This window comes from Geomicrobium halophilum (genome assembly GCF_014207655.1).
Classification (GTDB): Bacteria; Bacillota; Bacilli; order Bacillales; family Marinococcaceae; genus Geomicrobium; species Geomicrobium halophilum.
The window spans coordinates 180,770-204,330 of the sequence record NZ_JACHHJ010000004.1 but is presented as its reverse complement, the minus strand read 5'-3'; the positions used below and the strand labels follow the sequence as shown (position 1 = coordinate 204,330).

The following is a 23,561-nucleotide window of genomic DNA, read 5'->3' as shown; positions in this document are numbered from 1 at the left end:
TCAGCATGGCACTTCTGTATGAAGGAAAAGCGAAGCAGTTGTTTACGACGGAGAATGACGATGAGTTGCGGCTCGTTTATAAAAATGATGCGACGGCTTTTAATGGTGAGAAGCATGATGTGCTGGAAGGAAAAGGGAAGTTGAATAATGCGATTTCCGCTCTTTTTTTCGAGGTGCTGGAAGCAGAAGGGGTAGCGACGCATTTTAAAGCAAAGATCAGTGAAACGGAACAGATCGTGCGTCCGACGCAGATGATCCCCCTTGAAGTTGTGGTTCGTAACCTTACGGCTGGGAGTTTAGCACGTCGTCTTGGCTGGGCGGAAGGCAAGGAGCTGACTGAACCGATTGTGGAGTGGTATTACAAAGACGATGCGATCGGTGATCCGCTTGTCAATGAGGCCCATATCGCAGCTTTAGAGGTAGTGAAGGCAGAGGAACTGGAAGAAATGCGGATGCGGGCGTTACATGTGAATAAAATACTGCTAAAGCTTTGTCAAAAGGCGGGCATCCTCCTCGTTGATTTCAAACTGGAATTTGGTTTTGCCGAAGACGGCACGCTGATTCTTGCGGATGAAGTATCTCCGGATACTTGTCGTTTCTGGGATAAGGAGACGGGGGAGAAGATGGATAAAGATGTATACCGTTATGATCTCGGGTCATTGCAATCCGGTTATGAAACGATTTTATCTCGTATTGGGGGCGTCGTTCATGGTTAACGTGCACGTGTACATTACGTTGAAAGAAGGGGTGCTGGATCCGCAAGGAAAAGCGGTGCAGCATTCACTTACTGCGCTTGGGTACGAAGGAGTTGAAGAAGTGAAGGTCGGGAAGTGGATCAAGCTTGAGGTTGCTGAAGGTTCGGATTTGGACGCTCGTATTGAAAGTATGTGCGAGCAGCTGCTTGCCAATCCTGTCATTGAAAATTACACGTATCAAGTGGAACGGGAGGCACAGGTATGAAAGCGGCGGTGATCGTATTTCCAGGCTCTAATTGCGATAGGGATATGGCTCATGCACTTCAGGATTTTACGGATGTAAAGACTGTGGATTTGATCCCTCATACCGCGGAGTCGGTGGATAGGTATGATGCGATTTTTCTTCCGGGCGGCTTTTCATATGGAGACTATTTGCGTTCAGGAGCGATTGCTCGTTTTGCCCCGGTGATGGAAAGTGTAGTTTCCGAGGCGAAGAAAGGGAAAACGGTGGTTGGCATTTGCAATGGTTTTCAAATTTTATTAGAAGCAGGGCTTCTTCCAGGGGCGATGAAGCGGAATACGAATCTAAAATACATTTGCCGGACGGTTAACGTGAAGGTTGAAAATAGCGGGACTCGTTTTACGAGCGACTATGAGGAAGGAGAAGTTTTGCGCATTCCCATTGCGCACGGAGATGGAAACTATGAATGCGATGAGCAGACCTATGAAACGTTGAAAATGAATCATCGTATCGTTTTTAGCTATGAATCTGATGTGAATGGCTCGACAGGGCGAATTGCAGGGATTACGAATGAAGCAGGAAATGTGCTCGGCATGATGCCCCATCCGGAGAGGGCAATGGAGACGTTACTTGGAAGTGAAGACGGGCGCGGCTTGTTTACGAGTGTATACCACCATTGGAGGGACACACATGTCGTTACAACTTGAACCTACTGCTGAAGAGATTCAATCTCAACGTTTATACACGGATATGGGCGTGAAAGATCACGAGTATAAACGGATCGTTCAATTGATAGGAAGAAAACCGAATTATACGGAAATAGGTCTATTCTCGGTGCTTTGGTCCGAACATTGCAGTTACAAACATTCAAAGCCGCTGCTCAAACAATTTCCTTCTTCAGGCACTCATATATTACAAGGACCGGGTGAAGGCGCTGGTGTTGTGGATATCGGGGATGATCAGGCGGTTGTTTTTAAAGTGGAAAGCCATAACCACCCTTCTGCCGTTGAACCGTATCAAGGAGCGGCGACCGGTGTTGGCGGTATTCTACGTGATGTATTTTCTATGGGCGCCCGTCCGATCGCGTTGCTGAATTCCTTACGTTTTGGCCCGCTTGCTACCCCGCATGTTCGCTATTTGTTTGAAGAAGTGGTGGCCGGTATTTCTGGCTACGGCAATTGCGTCGGAGTCCCGACGATTGGCGGTGAAGTACAATTCGATGAGACGTACGCTGGAAACCCGCTTGTGAACGCCATGTGTGTAGGTCTTATTGAGCAAAAGCATCTGCAAAAAGGGATCGCAGCCGGTGTGGGCAATACGGTGATGTATGTTGGCGCCCCAACCGGACGGGATGGGATTCACGGTGCAACTTTTGCCTCTGAAGAATTGAATGAATCGTCAGCAGAGAAACGCCCGTCGGTACAAGTCGGCGATCCGTTTACAGAAAAACGAGTGCTTGAAGCCTGCCTTGAACTTGTGAAGTCCGATGCGCTCGTCGGTATTCAGGACATGGGAGCTGCCGGGCTGACATCCTCAGCAGCGGAAATGGCGAGCAAGGAGGGGTCTGGCATTGATATGAATCTAGACGTTGTTCCCCAGCGCGAAAAGGGGATGACACCTTACGAAATGATGCTTTCAGAATCACAAGAACGAATGCTCCTCGTCGTCCAGAAGGGGCGGGAAAAAGAAATGGAAGCCATTTGTCAAAAATGGGACATTGAGTCTGCAGTGATTGGAACAGTGAAAGAAGATCAGCAGCTGACCCTCGAGTTTCAGGGCCAAGTCGTCGCTGACGTTCCGGTTACGGCACTGACCGACGAAGCCCCTGTCTATGACGTTCCTTCAGAAGAACCGTTTTCGTATCAGGAGCATCAACAGCTTCCAACGTGGAGGCCAAAGCGTAAGGATCATAATGCGACGTTGCTCGAATTACTGGAACGGCCGACGATTGCGAGTAAAGAGTGGGTGTATGATCAATACGATCATATGGTACAGACCAATACGCTCGTGATGCCAGGATCCGATAGTGCGGTTTTACGTATTCGCGGTACAAAAAAGGCGCTCGCGATGACCATGGATGGAAATAGCCGTTATATAGCCCTTGATCCCTATATTGGTGGGAAGATAGCGGTGGCTGAAGCGGCACGTAACATTGTATGTTCTGGGGCAGAACCACTCGCGTTGACGGATTGTCTGAATTATGGAAGCCCTGAACAACCGAATATCTACTGGCAGCTAGAACAGTCCACTGCAGGTATGAGCCAGGCCTGTAACACCTTTGAAACGCCAGTCGTGAGCGGGAATGTGTCTCTTTATAATGAAACGAATGGAGAAGCGATTCATCCAACACCGATTGTCGGGATGGTCGGGCTCGTTAAAGATCTTGAACACGTAACGACGCAACATTTTAAACAGGCCGGAGATTACATTTATGTCATCGGCGAGGCTGAGTCTGCCTGGGGCGGTAGTGAATTGCAACTCCTTGAAGACGGTGAAATCAGTGGGAAAGTACCCCATATGGATCTTGATTTGGAAGAAAAACGCCAGCAGCAGGTCCTTGGTGCTATTCGGGATGGCTTGATCCAGTCGGCCCATGATATTTCGGAAGGCGGTTTAGCGGTTGCTGTGGCTGAGTGTGTGATGGACACTGAATTCGGTGCTGCAATGACGATGGAAAATAATGCTGCTGAATTATTTTCTGAAACCCAGTCTCGTTATGTGATTAGTGTTGCACCGGAGCATGCACAAGAGCTTGAACAGGCGATTCCAGATGCTAGACGTTATGGAACGGTAACGGAAGAAAAGGCGTTAAGCATCAAGACAAGGGAAGAGCAAACATTGATTTTACAGCCGACCGATACCTTGACACACGTTTGGAAGGGAGCGATTCCATGTTTGGTGAGATCAAAGGTATAAACGAGGAATGCGGACTTTTTGCCATTTGGGGACATCCTGAGGCTGCGCAATTGACGTATTACGGTTTGCATAGCTTGCAACACCGCGGGCAGGAAGGTGCCGGAATTGTGACAAGCGAAAATGAGAAGCTTCATATTCATAAAGGAACAGGGCTCCTTACGGAAGCTTTTCAGTCGGGAGATCTGGAGCAATTACCGGGAAATCAGGCGCTTGGTCATGTCCGTTATGCGACTGCTGGCGGTGGGGGGTACGATAATGTTCAACCGCTCCATTTTAAATCGGAAGATGGCAGCATGGCAATGGCTCACAATGGGAATCTTGTCAATTATCAGATGTTGAAAGGTGATCTTGAACGGACCGGAAGTATTTTTCAAACGACGACTGACACTGAAGTGTTGGCACATCTCCTGAAGCGAGAAACTTCAAAGCAATTACGTAAGCAGCTGCACGGTGCTCTGCCGAAACTGATTGGTGCCTATGCTTTTGCTGTGATGACAGAAGATGAGTTAATCGTTGCCCTGGATCCCCATGGGTTGCGTCCGTTATCACTGGGCCTCTTGGGCGGTGCCTATGTGATTGCTTCTGAAACATGCGCGTTTGACATTATCGGTGCTGAACATGTACGTGAAGTTGAGCCTGGAGAATTATTAATTTTTAACGAGAATGGTATGTACTCAGAACGTTTTATGGAGGCCGAAGACCGTGCGCTCTGCAGCATGGAGTATATCTACCTTGCCCGGCCGGATTCCAATCTTGACGAGATTAATGTGCATACAGCCCGAAAACAACTTGGCAAGCAGCTCGCGAAGGAGGCAAAGGTGGAAGCGGATGTCGTTACCGGGGTGCCGGATTCATCCATTTCCGCGGCCATCGGTTACGCAGAACAAGCCCAGCTTCCCTATGAGCTCGGGTTGATTAAGAACCGGTATGTCGGAAGGACGTTTATTCAGCCTTCACAAGCCCTTAGGGAGCAAGGTGTGAAGATGAAGCTTTCGGCTGTGCGCGGTGTTGTGGAAGGGAAACGGGTGGTGATGGTGGATGATTCCATCGTGCGCGGGACGACGAGTAAACGCCTCGTACGTCTGTTAAAAGAGGCCGGTGCCGCCGAAGTTCACGTTCTCATCAGTTCGCCGCCAATCATTCGCCCTTGCTTTTATGGCATTGATACATCATCGACGGATGAATTAATCGCGGCGAATTATTCCACGGAAGAAATGCGTGAAATGATGGGCGCTGATTCCTTGAGCTTTTTATCTTTAGATGGTTTGAAGGAAGGGATTGGTAGAGATTCATCCACGCCCAATTGCGGACAGTGTCTTGGCTGTTTTACCGATCAGTATCCAACTGCGATTCCGAATGAGCATAAAGATCTTGTCGTTACCGGGAGAGAATAGGAGGGCTTCCTTTGTCTGATGCATATAAAAAAGCAGGTGTGGATGTTGAAGCAGGGTATGAATCGGTTGCAAGGATGAAAAAACATATAGCAAAGACGAGGCGTCCCGGAGTTTTTGGGGGCGTCGGCGGTTTTGGTGGTATGTTTGATCTTTCCTCCCTTGATTACAACCAGCCGGTACTTGTTTCTGGAACCGATGGGGTTGGAACGAAGCTGATGGTCGCGTTTACGGCGGAGAGGCATGATACCATTGGGGAAGATGCCGTGGCTATGTGTGTGAATGATATTCTTGCACAAGGGGCTGAACCGCTGTATTTTCTCGATTATATTGCAGCGGGAAAAGCTGACCCTGCACGTATGGAAGCGATTGTAGCAGGAATCAGCAACGGTTGTGAGAAAGCAGGATGCGCTCTCATTGGCGGGGAAACGGCAGAAATGCCAGGCATGTATGGGGATGAGGAATACGACGTCGCTGGTTTTGCCGTCGGCGTCGTGGAAAAAGAAGAGATCGTTACCGGGGAAGGGGTCCAAGCGGGCGATCGTCTCATCGCCTTACCATCTTCAGGTGTACATAGCAACGGCTTTTCTCTCGTTCGCAAAATTATTGATGAGCAGATGCTAGATTACCGAGAAACATATGCCCCCATGGAAAAACCCCTTGCAGCTGAACTTCTCACTCCCACGAAGATTTATGTGAAGGAGATTCAAGCCTTGCTTTCCCGTATGACGGTTCATGGAATGGCACATATTACCGGCGGTGGTCTGATTGAGAACCTTCCGCGAATGTTGCCGGCAAGTCTGGGGGCTACGATCGATCTAACGAGTGGGGAACCGCCCGCGATTTTTTCTTTTATACAGCAAAAGGGGGATTTGTCTGACCTTGATATGTACGGAACGTTTAATATGGGTGTAGGTTTCGTGGTTGCGGTAAGGCCGGAAGATGAACAAGAAGCTCTGGATGTACTAGACAAAGGTTTTCCGATAGGAACGGTCAATCATAGCGGGGAACTGTCGATCAAAGGAGTGCTAGAATGAGAATTGCACTGTTTGCATCTGGTACGGGGAGTAACGTAGAGGCGATTCTTCAAGCCGTTCAGGAGACAAAACTCGAGGCAGATCCCGTGTTTGTATTTAGCGACCGGTCGGATGCAAGGGTTCTTGAGAAAGCGAAAAATTACGAGGTTCAAACGTACTCATTTCGTCCCCGTGACTTTGACAATAAGCAGCGGTATGAAGAAGCTCTTCTTAAATTGCTGGAAAAAAATCAAGTAGATTGGGTAATCCTCGCTGGTTACATGCGTTTGCTCGGACCAACGTTGCTTGAGCCTTATGAGAACCGGATCGTCAATATTCATCCATCGATCCTTCCGGCTTTTCCCGGTATTGATGCGATTGGGCAGGCCCTGGAAGCAGAGGCTGACCAGACAGGGGTTACGGTCCATTATGTCGATGCAGGAATGGATACCGGCCAGGTCATACGGCAGGAAACAGTGGCGATTGATGCTTGGGAAACGAAAGAATCTTTGGCGAAAAAAGTACAGAAAATCGAACATCGAATGTACCCAGAAACATTACAGTGCATGTTCAAAAAGGCCAAAAAGCGTTGAGTCGTTCGGAAAAACGCAGCTATCGAGGACGTCTCGTAAACGCTATGATGGATCGCTAGTGAAAAGCGTCTGAAATAAAAGGTCACCATTGAAGTTGGCCCCTTGTAGGTTCAATAAATGGCTTGACGATATGCGATAGGAATATTTTTACAATAGTGGTACATAAAGGGTTTATGACATCATTTAGAGGAATCATTGATCAAAAGGTGTCATGGAGGGATATCGCAAATAGGCCGAGGAACTTTAGAAGCAAGTCGATGAAGTGAGACGAAAGCTATTTTCCCCAGTCTTTTTGAGCATCCTCTATCATAACTTTTTCAATCACTGAGAAAGGGGCCAAAAACCTGATGAAACGGGCATTGATGAGCGTCAGTGACAAGACAGGAGTTGCTGCTTTTGCAAAAGAATTGCAGGAGGCAGGTTTTGAGATCATTTCAACGGGCGGGACGAAGCGCACGTTGAATGAGGCAGGCGTCAACGTCATCGGAATTTCTGACGTCACCGATTTTCCGGAAATATTAGAAGGGCGTGTGAAAACTTTACATCCGGCGATTCACAGCGGCCTATTGGCAAAACAAGACGATGAAGCACATATGGAAGCGTTGAAAGAGCAAGGAATTCAACCGATTGATCTTGTCGTTGTCAATTTGTATCCATTTAAAGAAACGATAAGCAAAGAAGAGGTCTTCTATGAGGAGGCGATAGAAAATATCGACATCGGCGGGCCTGCAATGTTACGAGCTGCGGCGAAAAATCATGAATCCGTTGCTGTGGTTACAGACCCTAATGACTACACCGAAATTTTGGAAGGTATTCACGGGGGAGGCATTCCTTCCGAGACACGTAAGAGACTAGCCGCGAAAGTTTTTCGCCATACAGCCGCCTATGACGCATTGATTGCATCGTATTTGACAGAAGAAAACAATGAAGAATTTCCGGAAGCATTAACACTTACGTATGAAAAAAAACAAGCGTTACGTTACGGAGAAAATCCTCATCAACGTGCAGCATTTTATCAGTCATCATTGCAAACGACGCCTTCGTTAACAGCGGCTGAGCAATTACATGGAAAACCCCTTTCCTATAATAATATTAATGACGCTGATGCGGCATTGGCACTCGTGTCAGAGTTTACCGACACTGCGGCGGCCGTTGCGGTAAAACATACAAACCCGTGTGGGGTTGGTATCGGAAAGAGGCTGCTAGATGCTTATACACAAGCTTACGCGGCTGACCCTGTTTCCATTTTCGGTGGTATTGTCGCATTTAATGAAACCGTGGACGTTGAAACGGCCGAACAATGTGCGAATATTTTTCTTGAAGTGGTGATTGCACCGGACTATAGTGCGGATGCCCTTGCAATTTTGCAGAAGAAGAAAAACATTCGCCTGTTGAAAGTAGATATGAACGGGGGGCAGCATGCTTCTCAAGTTGTTTCTTCAGTCAAGGGCGGGGTCCTTGTACAAGATGAGGATGTTAAAGGATTGGATAACGCCGATGTTGAAGTCGTAACGAAACGGGCGCCCTCTGCCGATGAATGGACGAATCTCGAGCTTGCTTGGCGGGTGGTTAAACATGTGAAATCAAACGCGATTGTGCTAACGAAAGGAAATCGGACGGTTGGTGTGGGCGCTGGTCAGATGAATCGTGTTGGAGCAGCAGAGATCGCGGTCCATCAGGCGCAGGCGGATGCGAAAGGAAGTGCGCTTGGCTCGGATGCATTTTTCCCAATGAGAGATACGGTAGAGACTGCGGTAGAAGCAGGTGTGACTGCAATTATTCAACCGGGGGGATCGAAACGTGATCAAGAATCGATCGATGCTGCAGATGCAGCAGGAATAACGATGATATTCACAGGAATGCGCCATTTCAGACACGCGTAAGGCTAAAAATGGGGAGTCGGTAGCATGAATGTACTGGTGATTGGCAGTGGAGGAAGGGAACATGCCCTTGCCTGGAAACTAAGCGTCAGTCCACAAGTGGATCAGGTGTATGTTGCACCTGGGAATCCAGGAATGGATCATGTGGCGGAGCGGTTACCGATCGCTGGCGACGACGGAGAAGCATTGGCGGCGGCTGCGAAAAAATATGACGTCGATCTTACCGTCATTGGTCCGGAAGCGGCGTTACTCGCTGGTGTGGCAGATATTTTTGAGAGGGAAGGACTAAAAGTTTTTGGTCCGCGAAAAGCAGCCGCTCGCATTGAAGGAAGCAAAGCATTTGCAAAAGATGTGATGAAACGGTACGGAATCCCTACAGCAGAATACGCGGTTTTCACCGATTTCGATGAGGCGAAAGAGTATCTAGTTGAAAAGGGTACCCCGATTGTTGTAAAAGCCGACGGTTTAGCCGCAGGAAAAGGGGTAACGGTTGCCAAAACGTTGCAAGAAGCAGAAGCCGCTCTCATTGATATTTTGAAAGATGATACCTTTGGTACAGGGGCAAAAGTTGTTCTTGAGGAATATTTAGAGGGGGAAGAGATTTCGTTAATGGGCCTTGTACATGGGGACACGGTCCTTCCGTTAACCGAATCTCAGGACCATAAACGTGCGTTTGATCATGATGAGGGACCAAACACCGGTGGGATGGGAGCCTATTCTCCAGTCCCCCATATTGGAAAAGACGTGATTGAAGAAGCCATCGACGCGATTTTAAACCCTGTCGCCGCTGCGATGGTTACTGAAGGAACCCCCTTTACGGGTGTCTTATACGCAGGCTTAATGCTGACAGAATCCGGCCCGAAAGCGATTGAATTCAACGCGAGGTTCGGCGATCCGGAAGCGCAGGTGATATTGCCCCGTTTGCAAGATGATCTGGCCGAATTGATTTTGGAAGTGCTTAATGATCGCACACCGAAACTCACCTGGAAGCCGGAAACATTGATCGGTGTTGTAGCGGCAGCTGAAGGTTATCCAGGTAACTATCAGAAAGGGTTGCTCGTGCCGAGTAACGAAACGTTCCATGCTGAGGAAAGTATGATCTTTTACGCCGGCGTGGGTGGAGAAACGGATAATCTCAGAAGCAGCGGCGGTCGAGTCTTCCTTGTCGCATCGTTCGGGAAGACGATTACGAAAGCCCAAAAGAATGTATACAAACGAATGAGATCCATGAACCTCGAGGGTTATCATTATCGCAAGGATATTGGAAACGGCGGGGTTGGAGAATAAATGGAGGAGAGGCCGGGCGATGAAAGTCGTTCGGCCTTTCCACTAGGATGGATAAGAGTTGTGCTACATTTGCTTATAGAGTCAGATTCATCTTCGACAGGTTAGCTCCAGCTTTTACTTGGCTAATTACAAAAGAAATGGAACGCCGCGCTTTGTCATACCAAGAGGGTTATTTACAGGTAGAAGGTTATTTATCCACAAATGTACTCCTATGAATAAGTGGCTCTTTTACTCTGTCCACATTGGATAAACGTTTGATATATCAAAGTTATGCATAAAATGTCCCCATACATCCGATAGGTTGCCCATCCCATACTGAAATTAGACCTCTGTTTCATTTTCATACAAAAATTGTTTTTTAACTACCCATCTCATTTTCAGCATAAATCCGCAATTAGAAAGCATCGATGAATAATTCTTTTTTCTGGAAGCATGGTATAGGTAAGTGAGTTGAAAGGTAAGGTGCTTCATGAAAAAGAATAAAGTCGATCACTTCATTTTGCGAGGTACTTTGATTTTCACATTGTTCAGCTTAACAATTTTATTACTAAGGAAAAAATCGTCAATAAAAGATTGGGTATTGGCTTATTTATGGAATGGCCTGACCAATGGAATGATAGATACCTTCGTTGCTTCATACAAATTCGTTCAGTATCCCGTTCGGTTTTTTCCAAATGTATTTCCAATAAATGTGCTATTTGACTATATTGTATATCCTACAGTTACTATTCTTATCAATCAAATGACGGAAAAAGATCAGCCAAAGACAATCCTTTTTAAAATACTTGCTTTTACAGCCCCTATGACGGTTTTGGAATATTTAATGGAAAAGAAAACAAATTTAATCAAATGGAGTAAGAGGTGGAAATGGTATCATACTTTTGTAACCATGACCTTTAAGTCTATAACAACAAGAGTTCTCGTTGGGTTTGTAAGAAAAGTAAGTGATAAACGGAACGAGTAACCATTCAAATATCTCATTTGGGTACTTTCATTTTAGGTTATTAATCTTCCCCTCGTGCGAGAGAATGGAATAAGGGCTCATATCTTTAGATTAATCAACAAACCTCAATGTTTTGGGGGCATGTGAGCAAGATCTATCTATCAACTGCTTCGCTTTATTTTTCGCTCAGCTATAGGTTCGAACAGGATTGATGGCTGGATAAATATCATCCTGTAACAAAAAGAAACCTACCTGTTCCCGATCGTAAACGCTAATACGAAGCGCAATGTAATCATTTTAGAAAGAGGATGGCAGTTGAGCAATAATTAAATCATTTTGATTGTTCTATTGCTTTTCGATATTTTTCTATTCATTCTTCATTCACAGACTATTACATCTTATTATGGAAGCCGACGGGGGTATTTGATTCCGGTAATTTGAAATGCTGTCGTTCTTGCGGTAGACGCCTTTCGATCGGATTGAGCACCGGGTCTTGGAGAGAGAACGTATAATTTCTATCATGATTATGTTATTTTCGGAAAGCGAGTTAATGATGAACCTCTGGGCATTATGTTTTCGATTTCTGGTACAGTCGATCATATAGATGTTATGGATATTTTAGGCGTAGGTGATGCTCGTTGGTTGCCAGATGAGATGGTACGGTCGTCTTTCCGACGGAACGTGGCGAAGAACGAGTTCAAAACCCAATATCTGGTGAACAAGAGACGGAAGAAGATCTGAAAGCATTCATTGAGCTTTCAATCAGGTAGATGGTGCTGAAATAAGAATTGACGGGTATCACCTTATTTTACGGTAGGATGAACCGTCGGTACATACTTGGATTGATGTGCAAAATGAAGGGCAAGGAGGGATTCCTTCTCAGCAGTGCTCAGAGGTTGTGGAGGTTCCTTTGAGCTACTACATTGCTCCAAGAATGTTTCCATTCTTGGGAGTATGAATTATACCCGATCGAGAATGCAAACACGAATGAGGGTGAAGGATAAGTCCATAAGTAAAGACAGGAAATGGATGATCTTCATTGAAACGTTTGAAAAGTTTTTCTCGGATAAGTTCGTGGTAAAGCTTCTCAGTGTCCGAAGGAATGAGATAAAGACATGATATGATACAGAGGAGAGTTCAGTAGTGGTCGTTCGGAGTGAACGAAGGTGATAGCAAAGACTGTCAAAGACAAAATAGAAAGGAGATACTATGCCAAATCCAAAAGGAATAAACGAAGCTGGGTGGAACTTGGGAAACAGTTATGCTCATCTACCCGAAGTATTTTACAGCAATATTGATATAGATCCTGTAGAATCACCGGAAATGGTTATTTTTAATTCTGAATTAGCGGCAGCCCTCGGGTTGGATGTCGAAATGCTGAAAAATCAGAAAGGCGTAGAGGTGCTCGCCGGCAGTCGGGTTCCTGAAGGAGCTTTTCCCCTTGCTCAAGCATATGCGGGGCATCAATTCGGGAATTTTACGATGTTAGGGGATGGCAGGGCACTCTTAATCGGGGAGCAAATCACTCCTGGAAGTGAGCGAATGGATATTCAGCTTAAAGGTTCAGGTAGAACCCCTTTCTCCCGCGGGGGTGATGGTCGAGCGGCACTTGGCCCCATGCTGCGCGAATACATCATAAGCGAAGCGATGCATGCGCTCGGTATTCCTACGACGCGTAGTTTATCCGTCGTCACTACGGGGGAGCCGGTATATCGAGAAACAGCCTTATCCGGGGCGATTTTGACTCGCGTGGCTGCGAGCCACTTGCGCGTCGGCACCTTTCAATATGCATCTGGCTTAGGTGATGTTGAGCAACTGCGAGCGTTGGCTGATTATACGCTGGAAAGACACTTCCCGGAGGCCGAGACTGCGCCGAACCGTTACCTTTATTTGCTGGAGGAAGTCATCAAGCGACAGGCAGCGTTAATTGCCCATTGGCAGCTTGTTGGGTTTATTCATGGAGTAATGAATACTGACAATATGGCGATCAGTGGCGAAACGATTGATTATGGGCCTTGTGCATTCATGGATACGTATAACCCTAAAACGGTATTCAGTTCGATAGATACCCAAGGCCGTTATGCGTATGGCAATCAGCCGTATATCGCCAATTGGAATCTTGCAAGATTTGCAGAAACGCTCGTGCCACTACTTGATGATGATCAAGAACAGGCTGTGGACCTTGCCCAGAATGCGATTTCCGTTTTTGAAGATTTGTATCAACGTAACATGCTGGCCGGCATGAGAAAAAAATTAGGCATATTTGGGGAAGAGGAAGAGGATGGAGACCTGATTGAAGATCTCCTTCATATGATGGAGGAGCAACGTGCCGATTACACGAATACGTTCCGTGCATTAACGTTTGATCAACCGGAAGATACGGCACTGTCCGGAACGAAAACATTTGATCAATGGTATAATTCATGGCAGGAAAGGCTAAGCAGACAACAAGAATCGAAAGATGAGGTTCAGCAGTTGATGAAAAACAATAATCCTGCAATCATCCCTCGTAACCACCGGGTAGAAGAGGCACTCGAAGCTGCTCTAAAAGGAGACTATAGCGTGATGGAACGGTTGATGGAGGTTCTTTCAAATCCTTACGCGCATACTTCTAAACAAGATGAATACGCGGAACCACCTGAACCATCGAGTCGGCCTTATCGAACTTATTGTGGGACTTAACGTAAGTGATCGAGAAGGCATGCACCAACTCGTACAGGTGGTGTCCTCTCTGTTTTTTTTAAGGAAACCAGTGTTCTATTGAAAGTTTATGACAATCCATCAACAAAAAATAGATCGATCATGTATAATATCAAGTAACCATCAAACAGACTTTTAAAGGAGAGAAAAAACACATGAAAAAAATTGTACCTCATCTCAGGATCGAGAATTGCAAGGAACAAATAGAGTACTATCAGAAGATTTTCGGTGGAGAAATTAAGAATACCCAGCTATCGGACGGCATTGAAATGTTTAAAGGTCATGAGGGAAAGTACATTCACGCAGAATTACATATCAACGATCATTGCACCTTATATATGGCTGATGTATTTGATGAGAAGATTCTTCAAGGCACTAACATCCTTCTTGGTCCTGACCTAGACAGCGAAGAAGAGATCACCAGGATCTACGACGAGTTATCAAAAGACGGAGAGATTAAAATGGAACTGCAGGATACGTTTTGGGGTGCCAAGCACGCGATCGTTACGGACAGAAATGGAATCTCATGGGAGCTGAACTTTACAAAATAAGAGACAATGGATGGCTGATAAAGCAAGAGGATTTGACAGTTAGAAGTCTTATAGGGTTGTTCATAATAGCTTTCGTATCTCTTCCTCGCCTTGCTTTTCAGCCATAAGCTTTTACGGTGCATAGTATTAAACGAGAGTTAGCCTTTGAAAATAGAAGGCACCCTTCGGAACTGATTTTTTTCCTGAATGCCTCTAACTCGATCTAATCTTTAGATTTGTTGTCCATTTAATCCAATAAGCAACAAACCACCTAAAATGACTGCAAACACTATCACTTTTTTCCTTGATTTTCATATTGTAAACAATTCACTTTGAAGGTTTTATTCTCCCTCCCTTAAACAACCAGGCATTTCGAGAATAGCGGGCTCGAACTGAACCATCCGAAAACACTATATTATTAATATTTGCGGGGGCATTTGATATTTTTGACTACGTGTTTGACTACGTTTACTTTTTATTCAGTACTTGATTTTTAAAATTTCTTACCATGGTAAAGACAGTCGATTTGTTAAAGGTTATGATACCATACAATCCTTAGGTTCGATCTTTTCTAATAAAGCATATGCTTCTCGATATTTATCAAAAACAATTTTCTCTTTATTTCTCATAACTAATGTTTGTTTATATAACTCACCGTCAACATTAAACCAATATTTGTCAATTATTTCTAAATTGTATGAGGTTTTTGATTTAACTTTTAGAATTTTACCATCTTCCAAATTGTTGATAATGTATTCAGCATGTTTATTCTCCGCCTCAAAGATCAACTCATTAAGAGTTGGACCTTTATACATTAAATATTCTGCAGCTTTTTTTAGACTGTTCATATTCATCTACCTCTCGATAAGTTTTTTATATAACCGATCAATCAAATCAGGAAGTAATTTCCTCGCTTCATCAAAGTCATAAGTTTCCCATTCGTCAATGCCTCGTTTTAACTTTTGTTTTAAATTATAATTAATGTACATCATAACATAAGCGTCATTAGTTTTCGCTGAAGAATAAATTGGGTTAGCAGATTTAGATGGAAGATCGTCCCCTTTTGGATCAACATCTGCTCTCTCAAATAAAAGCTCAACTTGATTAGCTATATCTTCTTTGTGTATTTCATGAAGCTCTTCTCTTATTAATTCATCACGTAATTTGTTAGCTTTAGCATCAATGTCTTGTTCTAACTTCCTTCTTTGTTGATGAATAAAGTCTTCTATTTCTTCTTCAGAAATTCCAGCGGCTTTCATTTTTTCGGAAGTTGATTTAAGTTCCGCATCTCTCTCTCTAATTACATCTTCTAAAGCTTTCCTGTACTGGTTACCTACACCGTCACTTAAAAATTCTTTTGTTGTTTTAACTACTCCACCGTCAGCTTTTACCTGCCCGACACTAGAATCTTTTTCATAGATAGATTCATCATATTCTCTTAAAATACCTTTTTTTCGTTCTGCTTTTTCTTTTTGTCCAGTATAATAATCCCATAGTTCGTCTAAATCAAGCTCTTTATGGTATACCACGTGCGCAACATTGTCTATGTCATCTATTGTATTTGGTTCGTTAATTCTACGTAAAGCTCTACCTATGAACTGAGCATATGGAGGTAATGTTCTGAATGGTCTAAAGATAGCAGCAATGCTAATATTTGGGTGATCGAAACCCTCTCCAAGCATATTAACATTAACTAACACATCTAATTGCCCTTTTTTAAATTCAATTATAGATTTTTCAGCTTCTTCTGGACTTTCACTAGTTACATACTCCGCACTAAGACCTGTCTCCTCATAAAGCTCCTTTATTTGTTTAGCATGCTGAATACCACATGCTACTGCAATAATTTGGTGATGAGCATTTCCATTCGCTCTCTTATCTTTCAGTGTTTGCTCACTCATATCTACAATTGTTTTACTACATTCTCTTGAGTATGCAACTGATCGGGTCACCCAGCTTTTATCCATGACATCTAAGGCGGTTTCCTTATCCACTGTTTCTTCATCCACAATAAATTTTAATTCTTCATTAGTGTAGTCCTCAGAGACCACATTTTTTATGTAGTCATTATTTATTGCATCTGCCATAGAATACTCATATATTATTTCTCCATCTAATTCTTTTTCATCTGACCTAAATGGAGTAGCAGTTAGTTTAACTATCTTTTTTGCAGAGAAGTGTTCTAATGTTTTCAACCATGAATTAGCTGCAGAATGATGAGCCTCATCGATAATAATCATATCAAAATAATCTTCGTCCAAAATATCTCTAAGAGTCTTTTTAGAGTTTGAGCTATATACCTTGTGAATGTTTGCAATCACAATATCAGCATTATCCAAATACCTTGTAACCCTTTTTTTATCGCCGGGTGTATTATACCCAGCAAACCTATATACTGAAGGTAAATTCTCATCATTTAGAATAACATTTCTTTCCGTCCAAAAATTATACTGAGTACGAGTATCGAAATCATCGGAGATTCCTTCTCTAATCACTAAGCTAGGCGTTATTATAAGGACTTTACCCTCGCTAATCTCGTACGGCGCTAATCCAATTACTCCTGTTTTCCCCGCCCCAGTTGGAAGGACAATAATTTTGTGTGTGTAATTTTCTCCCTCGAAGCTATCCTTTAATTTCTTATGAGCTAACCTTTGTGGTTTCCTAAGTGAAATATTATTTGAAATAAACGTTTTTGTTTCTTTAAAGTATTTCCCCATTTTAATACCCCCCTATATAAATACTAGATACCCCCATGTATTATTAACCATATTTAATAAAAGAGGTGGTGGAATCTAGCAATTTAATTGTACAATATTTTACCATTTTTTCATACAAACTCCCATTTCCAAGTACCCATTTAAAATTCTTTCATCTAACACTTCATCAATCAGAGTACCTAATACAAATCTTCACAAAATTAAAAGCATGAGCACTTTTTATTATTAGGAACTCATGCATCCGTTTGTCTCTGTATTGTATTCTCAATCATGTTCTCAAACTTTTTCCTGTTCTCAATTTCTTGTTGAATAATGTGCAACTTCATTTTTAATGTATTTGTCGTATCATCCTTAATATCAACATAATGTTGCGCTTGCTCAATATCTTCAAACTTCATATTTGTTTCTTCATTGTAATATTCCCAAACGAAATTAGGAACTATCATACGTTTACCGTTCCCGTTTTCAAACAGGTAAGCTTTTTCGTATAACCTACCTGTTATCAATTCATTTATTCTTTCATCTTCTAACATACGGAGGATACCATCTTTCTCGTACTTTCTCCCCTTACCATCCCCTACGATTTTTATAATCGAGTCAAAATCTTCGTAAGTAACAGGAGGTTTGTTATTTCTTTCTTTAAATTTTCTCTCAATATAACTTCTTATATAGCGCTTTATAGCTTTAGCAGGCACTAAATACTTTTTTTCGTCTTTTTTATCTAATGTCTTAAAAACGTTAAGTGAGTAACTATCTGTACCATATCCCATTTCAGAATTAACCAACCACAATACTTCTTCTATATTAATCATAGTTTTATCCACTATTTCCCCCTCCTTTCATTAAACAAACTAGCACAATTATCGGAAAGTGTCCAAAAAACCCACCCATTACTCGACCATTGTTGAACGCTTATAAAGCCCGTAAAATAGGATTTGAAAGTAATTCCTGCAGGATTATTTTTCAATAAAAAATAATAGTGTCCAGAAAAGGAGTGAAGATTAAAATGAAGAAATTAAGGAGCTTTAATGTTTTTGATTGCAATGCTTTTTTCAAAGAAAAAGACGTTCGTGTGATGGCTCATGAACCTTGGAGCGATTATGAGGACGGAAAGGTTACAAAGCAACTGGGTACGAAATATAAATGTGTTATCGCTACAGACAATACCAAATACGAAGGTAAAGATGTCGAGCCCGATTTGAATGCTGGAGAACAAATTATAATTAAAGTACCACAGCAACCGAAAAAGTATAAGAAATTTAGCAAAATTAAGTTTGTTAACCCAACTGCAAGTGTATATGGAACTTTTATGTCTGAACTCTCAGTCAAGGCTGATGATATCGATATTCAACCATAGAAAAACAGGGGCAACTAGCCCCTGTTCCTTTGTCAATACTTCGTTATTGATTGTGACCGCCGTAGCGAAGCGAAGACGGAATGGAAGTATAGTGGAGTGAAATTAGATGAAAAAGAAAACATATAGGATGCAACGCGGTATTTTCTCGTTTTCAATCATAATCATTTCCCTAATCTTTTGGCTGTTCTTTAATAAATATTATCCATTATTCGTTGAGCGAATTACAATCATCCAATTACCGACCGTTGAATCAAACATTTTCTTAGCACTCGCTGGATCAGTAACATGCTGCTTACTTATTTGCTGGGGAATTCGTAATAAATGCTGGAAAGGCCTGTCTTTTGCCATCAGCTATTACTCAATAACTAAAAGGGTAAGAAGGCAAATAAAAGATGCACGATTTGAGGATGAACGGGAATTTGACAATCGTTTAGTGAGATTACCAAAGATAAAGATTGTATTCGATGATAATCGAATTAGGACAACTGGAAAAGTGCTAATACAGAATTCTATTAACTTCGATAAAAAGCTTGAGGATATGCGAATTGATGCAGCATTAAAAGGATTCGTTAGCGAACGTCAATATTTATCACAAGATCGCAATTGGTATGTGTACGAGTTCTATTCTATTGGAGCGCAGAAACAACTTGAGATTAAGTCAGCAAAGACATTGATTGAATGGTCAAACAAGACATCAGACGACTATGCCTTACGCTTAGATGAACGTGCAACTGTACCGTTTCATCATATGGGATTAGTCGGGCAAACAGGTAGTGGTAAATCGTTTTTTATCCAAATGCTAGTTGAACAAGTACTTTCAAAAAATGTAAATCATGAGTTATTCATTATTGATCCGAAGCGCACAGACGTTTACCAAATGGCTAAATGCACCATTGGTAGTGATCGTACTGCCGACAAAACCAACTCTATTAATTTGATTAAACAATTTCATGACCGAATGAAAAAACGACAAAATGAGTTACAAGAGTATTTCAAATCAAACCGTAACAAAACTTACAAGGATGCTGGCTTACCTGCCTTATTCATGCTTATTGATGAGTTCGGTGCCTTAAGAGAGTCATGGAAGACTTTAGCAAAAAAGGAACGTGATAAAGTCGATAGCATACTGTCTGACGTTGCTTTCATGGGCCGTCAACTAGGGTGTATTCTATGGGTCGCTACGCAACAAATGAATGCACAGACGATGCCAACAGCGATTAGAGAACAGCTCGTTTTAAAGATTGCTTTAGGTGATAGTGATGAGCAAACATATAGAACTCTGTTTTCTTCTGGTGTAGATGTACCGCCAGTTCTGTTTGTTGCTGGTCAAGGGATTTATAGCTACCCAGGGTTAGCCGGCACAGACAAACCACGGTTGTTGACAGTACCATACTGTAGCTTTTTGAATTAGGGAACCTAGCTTTTCCTTAAGGAATACCGGCACAGAGAGCGGAACCTTCCCCGCCGTTTAGGCGGGGAAGGTTCCGCCCGTGCTTTACAACCTTTAGGAGAGCTGGGGTGCAGGTAATCACCCCAGCTCCAGTTAGGAGCAAAAACCATAACCAAGCCTGTCCTAATAGGCTATGAACCTTATAAAACTTTTCCGAAAGTTTTATATATTAAGGAGTGAAAAGTACATGATTAAACCAGACATTGATCAATTTACACTCGTGCTACAAACAACGGATGTATTCGACTTTGATGATTGGCGTGAATGGGTTGCAAAAAACATAGTCAGTACATTCTTAATAAACTCTAAAATGCATATGCTATTCGACGAATTAGGTGAATCCGACACTAAACTGCCAGAAGGCTACACTGTAGGCTATTCACTAATTAATGCACCTTTTTACTTTTGTATCGCATACCATGAAGCATTTTCTAAAATGGGCGTGATTGTTAAATTCAGTGCATACGCATGGCACGAGTATCGAAAGCGATATGCGGAGAAATTTAATGAGCCAATTCATTTACACAACTTCTTCCAGATGATTGAATCAGATGATTATGAGTTTAGACTTTCACGAATCGACATGTGCTGTGACTTTTTAAATGAGAACATTGACATTGCTAAATTAAAACGTTCCATAGAGGAAGGAAGGACTGAATTGCGTTATGGGAAATATTAATAAAAGCTATCTACAAAAAGTTATTGAAGATAACAAAGAAAAACCTTATAAGAAGAACAACTCAAAATTGTCCGATGTATCCAAAGACTTCCAAGCACAAACTTTGTATATAGGGGCAAAAGGGCGAAACACTAAAGTCCATTTACGTATTTATGATAAAAAAGAGGAACAACTATCATGAAGCATATGCGCCATATTGCCAAGCAAGTCGATGACTGGACACGTGTCGAAGCAGAATTTTCTGGTGAATACGCACATCAATTAACAGATGTAATTAAAGAATGTAACTGCGATGAAGAATTAAAAAATATCATTATTAGTTCTCTAATTGATCGCTATATGTTCTTTTATACTAATTCTAATCGACCTCATAAGATAACTAGGTTGATGCTTGATTTGCTAGATAAAAAAGATTTCCATTTTGAGTCACCATCTCCACGTAACAATCTGTTAGAACAATCAATAGAACATTTAATTAAAGGTTCTGGCCTTCTCCCCACATTGTGGAAAGTTCAACAAATATGGGGCAATAATACAGCGCAAGATTTAATAGAGTTTTTGTACACCCAATATTTTGAGGGGTTTGAGCCTAACGATGATCATATCTCGTGGATAAATAAATATAAACCATATTATTTAACTCAAGGAATGCCTTGGGGAAAGGATGATACACATGCGAATTAACCATATTTCACACGATTTAAAAGAGCTTAAAGCAAACATGGACACTATTGAGGCATACATTTATGCAAATCTTGGACGAGTTGATAATTTCACACTGTCCGACGATGGAGTTATTTAATATGGTAAATTACCAGTTCAGGCTGTTCAATGACCGATACACAAATCTACAGCTTGAATTAGATAAAGAAAGGAAAAGGGAATCCAAATAAAGGAAACCTCTCTAATTTGACAGAGGCCGACAGAGGCCACCTTAAAAATAATGCATTATACATTCTGGAGTACCCAAAATTGATACTGCAATATATTCATCAATGAAAATATGGATGTATAAAACCAAGGAGTGAAATAGGCGATGCAACCAGGTGAGCATGATATTTTAAAAACGATCAAAGCACAATTCGAAAAATACTTTAATTATATAAACGAGCAACAGGAATGGCTTGACCTGAAATCTGCCGCAAAATACGCAAACATATCCTATAACACATTTATTAAATTCCGCACATTGGGTTTGAAAGTTGCTGAAATTGACGGTATTAAAAGAGTGAAAAAAATTGATAGGTGTCAAAAAGCTGTCAACTGGGCGGAAAAAATCAAAAACATCAGCAAAGTTAAGGCATACACATCGCGAGTATTTAACTTCGCTATAAAACGTGATTATATTCAAAAAAACCCATTTGATTTAGTTGAAGTCCCAAGGAAAAAGAACAAACAACCGGATGAAACAGACGAGAAGAACTTCTACACCCGGGAACAGCTTATTGAATTTCTTTCATGCCTTGAAAACGAAACAAACGTCAAAGCACACGTATTTTTCCGTTTACTCGCATTTAGTGGAATGAGAAAAGGGGAGGCCTTTACGCTTACCTGGAATGACATAAGATTTAATACTAATGAAATAAGGATAAATAAAGCCATTTCTCGGGGACAAGCCAATAAACTTTACGTTAAGACAACAAAAACGAATGAAGCCAGATCGATTAAGATGGATGAACAAACAATGAGCGTATTAAAAATGTGGAAAAAGAAACAGAAAGATGAATACTTTAAACTGGGTTTCAATACCTCTGAGCCAACTCAACTTGTTTTCAGCAATACAGAGAATGAACTACTACAACCTAACAAAACTCATGATTGGATTATATACGTGCAAGAGAAGTAACATTTAATGAGAGTAACATGGTTTACGGCATACGCATTGTTCACTGTTATTTGAAGCTGGTGCTACTTTAAAAGAAGTACAAGATCGGCTTGGGCATAGTGACATAAAAACCACTATGAATATATACACACACGTTACTGACAAAGCCCAAGAACAGGCAATACAAAAATTTTCAAGCTATATAGATTTATAAAAAATGACTTCAATTTGACTACGTTTTTGACTACGCTTAAATGAAATTTGATGAAATCCGCTGAAATAAAAAAAGTGTCAAAAACCTGTTATACCAGGCTTTTTGACACTTCATGAAAACGAATGAAATTAAAAAGTGGAGAATAGCGGATGATGATGAAGTTTTCTTCCTCAATCTTTGGAACGAGTAACATAAGAAACCGTCGATGCCTGATTTTGATTCCAATGATTAAAATCGAATAATAAGGGAAATAGAAAAATAAATGAAATTTCTAGGAGGAGTCTGTGAATGCAGGAAGTAGCAGGAATTAAAGTCCCAGATTCTCAATTAGCAAAAGATGCAGCTGATATTTTGCGTGATCATGGGGATGATTTGTTATGGAATCACTCCAATCGCGTCTTTCTGTTTAGCGCGATCAATGGCCAAAAATTAGAGCAGAATTATGATCTGGAGCTTCTGTATGTGAGTGCTTTATTTCACGATCTTGGACTAACAAAAGAATACAGCAGCCCGGATTTACGTTTTGAAGTGGATGGTGCAAATGCAGCAAGAAGTTTTTTGCAGCAATATCAGATTCCAGATGAATCAATTCGTCGGGTGTGGGATGCGATTGCGTTGCATACAACGCTCGGAGTTGCTGAGCATAAAGAGCCTGAAGTGGCACTCCTCTATTCAGGTGTCGGATTAGATGTAATGGGAGATGGATTTGAGGAGTTCCCTGCTGATTCACGTGACGAAATCGTAAAGGCTTTCCCACGTAATGATTTCAAACAACGAATTATTCCCGCATTTTACGAAGGCTTTAAACATAAGCCGGAAACGACCTTTGGCAACGTCAAAACAGATGTTGTGCATTATATGGACCCGAATTATCAACAGAAAAACTTCTGTCAATGCATCCTTCATTCTCCGTGGTCAGAATAATCGCTAAGAATGAGCAATCCGCCTCAGATAAAACCACAACTCTGAAGATTTTAAAACGGCCAAGTTGCTATGCCTACATAAATGCCCGATGTGGGCATTTATGAAAGATCAGTAAAAAGGGAATCAAATCGCTCAATATTAGTGACGGTGTGAAGATTTTAATCATAAATGTTTTCGTTATATTCTTATAAGTACGTGTTCTT

At 42.1% G+C, this 23,561-nt stretch carries 23 protein-coding genes; 20 read left to right on the top strand and 3 right to left on the bottom strand.

What is annotated here, in order from left to right; genetic code table 11:
* The first annotated feature begins 5 nt into the window (after positions 1–5).
* The 12 genes from purC (at position 6) to HNR44_RS13730 (ending at position 14,213) form a co-directional block, all read left to right on the top strand.
* A complete protein-coding gene (purC, locus tag HNR44_RS13785; RefSeq protein WP_184404902.1) occupies positions 6–716 on the top strand; it encodes a phosphoribosylaminoimidazolesuccinocarboxamide synthase in 711 nt (236 codons plus the stop codon).
* Entirely contained in the window at positions 709–960 is a 252-nt protein-coding gene (purS, locus tag HNR44_RS13780; protein WP_184404901.1) for a phosphoribosylformylglycinamidine synthase subunit PurS, read from the top strand. The genes purC and purS overlap by 8 nt, the downstream gene beginning before the upstream one ends.
* On the top strand, positions 957–1,643 hold the full coding sequence (gene purQ, locus HNR44_RS13775) for a phosphoribosylformylglycinamidine synthase subunit PurQ (protein ID WP_184404900.1): 687 nt from the start codon (positions 957–959) through the stop codon (positions 1,641–1,643). Before purS ends, purQ begins: the two co-directional genes overlap by 4 nt.
* A complete protein-coding gene (gene purL, locus HNR44_RS13770) occupies positions 1,627–3,852 on the top strand; it encodes a phosphoribosylformylglycinamidine synthase subunit PurL (protein WP_184404899.1) in 2,226 nt (741 codons plus the stop codon). Before purQ ends, purL begins: the two co-directional genes overlap by 17 nt.
* Positions 3,828–5,246 carry an amidophosphoribosyltransferase gene (purF, locus tag HNR44_RS13765; protein WP_184404898.1) on the top strand — a complete coding sequence of 473 codons (1,419 nt, stop codon included), beginning with the start codon at positions 3,828–3,830 and terminating at the stop codon, positions 5,244–5,246. The genes purL and purF overlap by 25 nt, the downstream gene beginning before the upstream one ends.
* An 11-nt stretch (positions 5,247–5,257) precedes the next feature.
* Positions 5,258–6,280 (top strand): phosphoribosylformylglycinamidine cyclo-ligase, encoded by a 1,023-nt coding sequence (purM, locus tag HNR44_RS13760; protein WP_184404897.1) that lies wholly within the window; start codon positions 5,258–5,260, stop codon positions 6,278–6,280.
* Positions 6,277–6,852 carry a phosphoribosylglycinamide formyltransferase gene (purN, locus tag HNR44_RS13755; RefSeq protein WP_184404896.1) on the top strand — a complete coding sequence of 192 codons (576 nt, stop codon included), beginning with the start codon at positions 6,277–6,279 and terminating at the stop codon, positions 6,850–6,852. The genes purM and purN overlap by 4 nt, the downstream gene beginning before the upstream one ends.
* A 344-nt stretch (positions 6,853–7,196) precedes the next feature.
* Positions 7,197–8,735, top strand: coding sequence for a bifunctional phosphoribosylaminoimidazolecarboxamide formyltransferase/IMP cyclohydrolase (gene purH / locus HNR44_RS13750; RefSeq protein WP_246407493.1), 1,539 nt, complete (start codon positions 7,197–7,199; stop codon positions 8,733–8,735).
* A 24-nt stretch (positions 8,736–8,759) separates the two neighbouring features.
* Positions 8,760–10,019, top strand: coding sequence for a phosphoribosylamine--glycine ligase (gene purD, locus HNR44_RS13745; protein WP_184404894.1), 1,260 nt, complete (start codon positions 8,760–8,762; stop codon positions 10,017–10,019).
* A 469-nt stretch (positions 10,020–10,488) separates the two neighbouring features.
* Positions 10,489–10,983 carry a CBO0543 family protein gene (locus tag HNR44_RS13740; protein ID WP_184404893.1) on the top strand — a complete coding sequence of 165 codons (495 nt, stop codon included), beginning with the start codon at positions 10,489–10,491 and terminating at the stop codon, positions 10,981–10,983.
* 1,188 nt (positions 10,984–12,171) lie between these two features.
* A complete protein-coding gene (locus HNR44_RS13735; protein WP_184404891.1) occupies positions 12,172–13,644 on the top strand; it encodes a protein adenylyltransferase SelO in 1,473 nt (490 codons plus the stop codon).
* Positions 13,645–13,817: 173 nt separating this feature from the next.
* Positions 13,818–14,213 (top strand): VOC family protein, encoded by a 396-nt coding sequence (locus HNR44_RS13730; protein WP_184404890.1) that lies wholly within the window; start codon positions 13,818–13,820, stop codon positions 14,211–14,213.
* Positions 14,214–14,728: 515 nt separating this feature from the next.
* Here the strand turns inward: HNR44_RS13730 and HNR44_RS13725 are convergent.
* The 3 genes from HNR44_RS13725 to HNR44_RS13715 form a co-directional block, all read right to left on the bottom strand.
* Positions 14,729–15,040, bottom strand: a complete 312-nt coding sequence (locus HNR44_RS13725) for a hypothetical protein (protein ID WP_184404889.1) — start codon at positions 15,038–15,040, stop codon at positions 14,729–14,731.
* A gap of 6 nt (positions 15,041–15,046) precedes the next feature.
* Positions 15,047–16,909 (bottom strand): DEAD/DEAH box helicase, encoded by a 1,863-nt coding sequence (locus tag HNR44_RS13720; protein ID WP_184404888.1) that lies wholly within the window; start codon positions 16,907–16,909, stop codon positions 15,047–15,049.
* A 233-nt stretch (positions 16,910–17,142) separates the two neighbouring features.
* Positions 17,143–17,733, bottom strand: a complete 591-nt coding sequence (locus HNR44_RS13715; protein WP_184404887.1) for a hypothetical protein — start codon at positions 17,731–17,733, stop codon at positions 17,143–17,145.
* 182 nt (positions 17,734–17,915) lie between these two features.
* Here HNR44_RS13715 and HNR44_RS13710 point away from each other — a divergent pair, with 182 nt between their 5' ends.
* The 8 genes from HNR44_RS13710 to HNR44_RS13680 all read left to right on the top strand — a co-directional run bounded on the left by HNR44_RS13710 (position 17,916) and on the right by HNR44_RS13680 (position 23,358).
* The gene (locus HNR44_RS13710) at positions 17,916–18,266 is read left to right on the top strand and encodes a hypothetical protein (protein ID WP_221434312.1); all 351 of its coding nucleotides are present in this window, start codon (positions 17,916–17,918) and stop codon (positions 18,264–18,266) included.
* Positions 18,267–18,372: 106 nt separating this feature from the next.
* The gene (locus HNR44_RS13705; protein WP_184404886.1) at positions 18,373–19,677 is read left to right on the top strand and encodes an FtsK/SpoIIIE domain-containing protein; all 1,305 of its coding nucleotides are present in this window, start codon (positions 18,373–18,375) and stop codon (positions 19,675–19,677) included.
* A 226-nt stretch (positions 19,678–19,903) separates the two neighbouring features.
* Positions 19,904–20,395, top strand: a complete 492-nt coding sequence (locus tag HNR44_RS13700) for a hypothetical protein (RefSeq protein WP_184404884.1) — start codon at positions 19,904–19,906, stop codon at positions 20,393–20,395.
* The gene (locus HNR44_RS13695; RefSeq protein WP_075037435.1) at positions 20,382–20,576 is read left to right on the top strand and encodes a hypothetical protein; all 195 of its coding nucleotides are present in this window, start codon (positions 20,382–20,384) and stop codon (positions 20,574–20,576) included. Before HNR44_RS13700 ends, HNR44_RS13695 begins: the two co-directional genes overlap by 14 nt.
* Complete coding sequence (locus tag HNR44_RS13690) at positions 20,573–21,079, top strand: replication initiation factor domain-containing protein (protein ID WP_184404883.1); 507 nt, start codon at positions 20,573–20,575, stop codon at positions 21,077–21,079. Before HNR44_RS13695 ends, HNR44_RS13690 begins: the two co-directional genes overlap by 4 nt.
* A gap of 352 nt (positions 21,080–21,431) precedes the next feature.
* Entirely contained in the window at positions 21,432–22,241 is an 810-nt protein-coding gene (locus HNR44_RS13685; RefSeq protein WP_281381426.1) for a tyrosine-type recombinase/integrase, read from the top strand.
* Between the two features lie 43 nt (positions 22,242–22,284).
* Positions 22,285–22,434 carry a tyrosine-type recombinase/integrase gene (locus HNR44_RS17860; protein WP_281381436.1) on the top strand — a complete coding sequence of 50 codons (150 nt, stop codon included), beginning with the start codon at positions 22,285–22,287 and terminating at the stop codon, positions 22,432–22,434.
* 288 nt (positions 22,435–22,722) lie between these two features.
* Positions 22,723–23,358, top strand: coding sequence for an HD domain-containing protein (locus tag HNR44_RS13680; protein WP_184404882.1), 636 nt, complete (start codon positions 22,723–22,725; stop codon positions 23,356–23,358).
* Positions 23,359–23,561 lie beyond the last annotated feature (203 nt).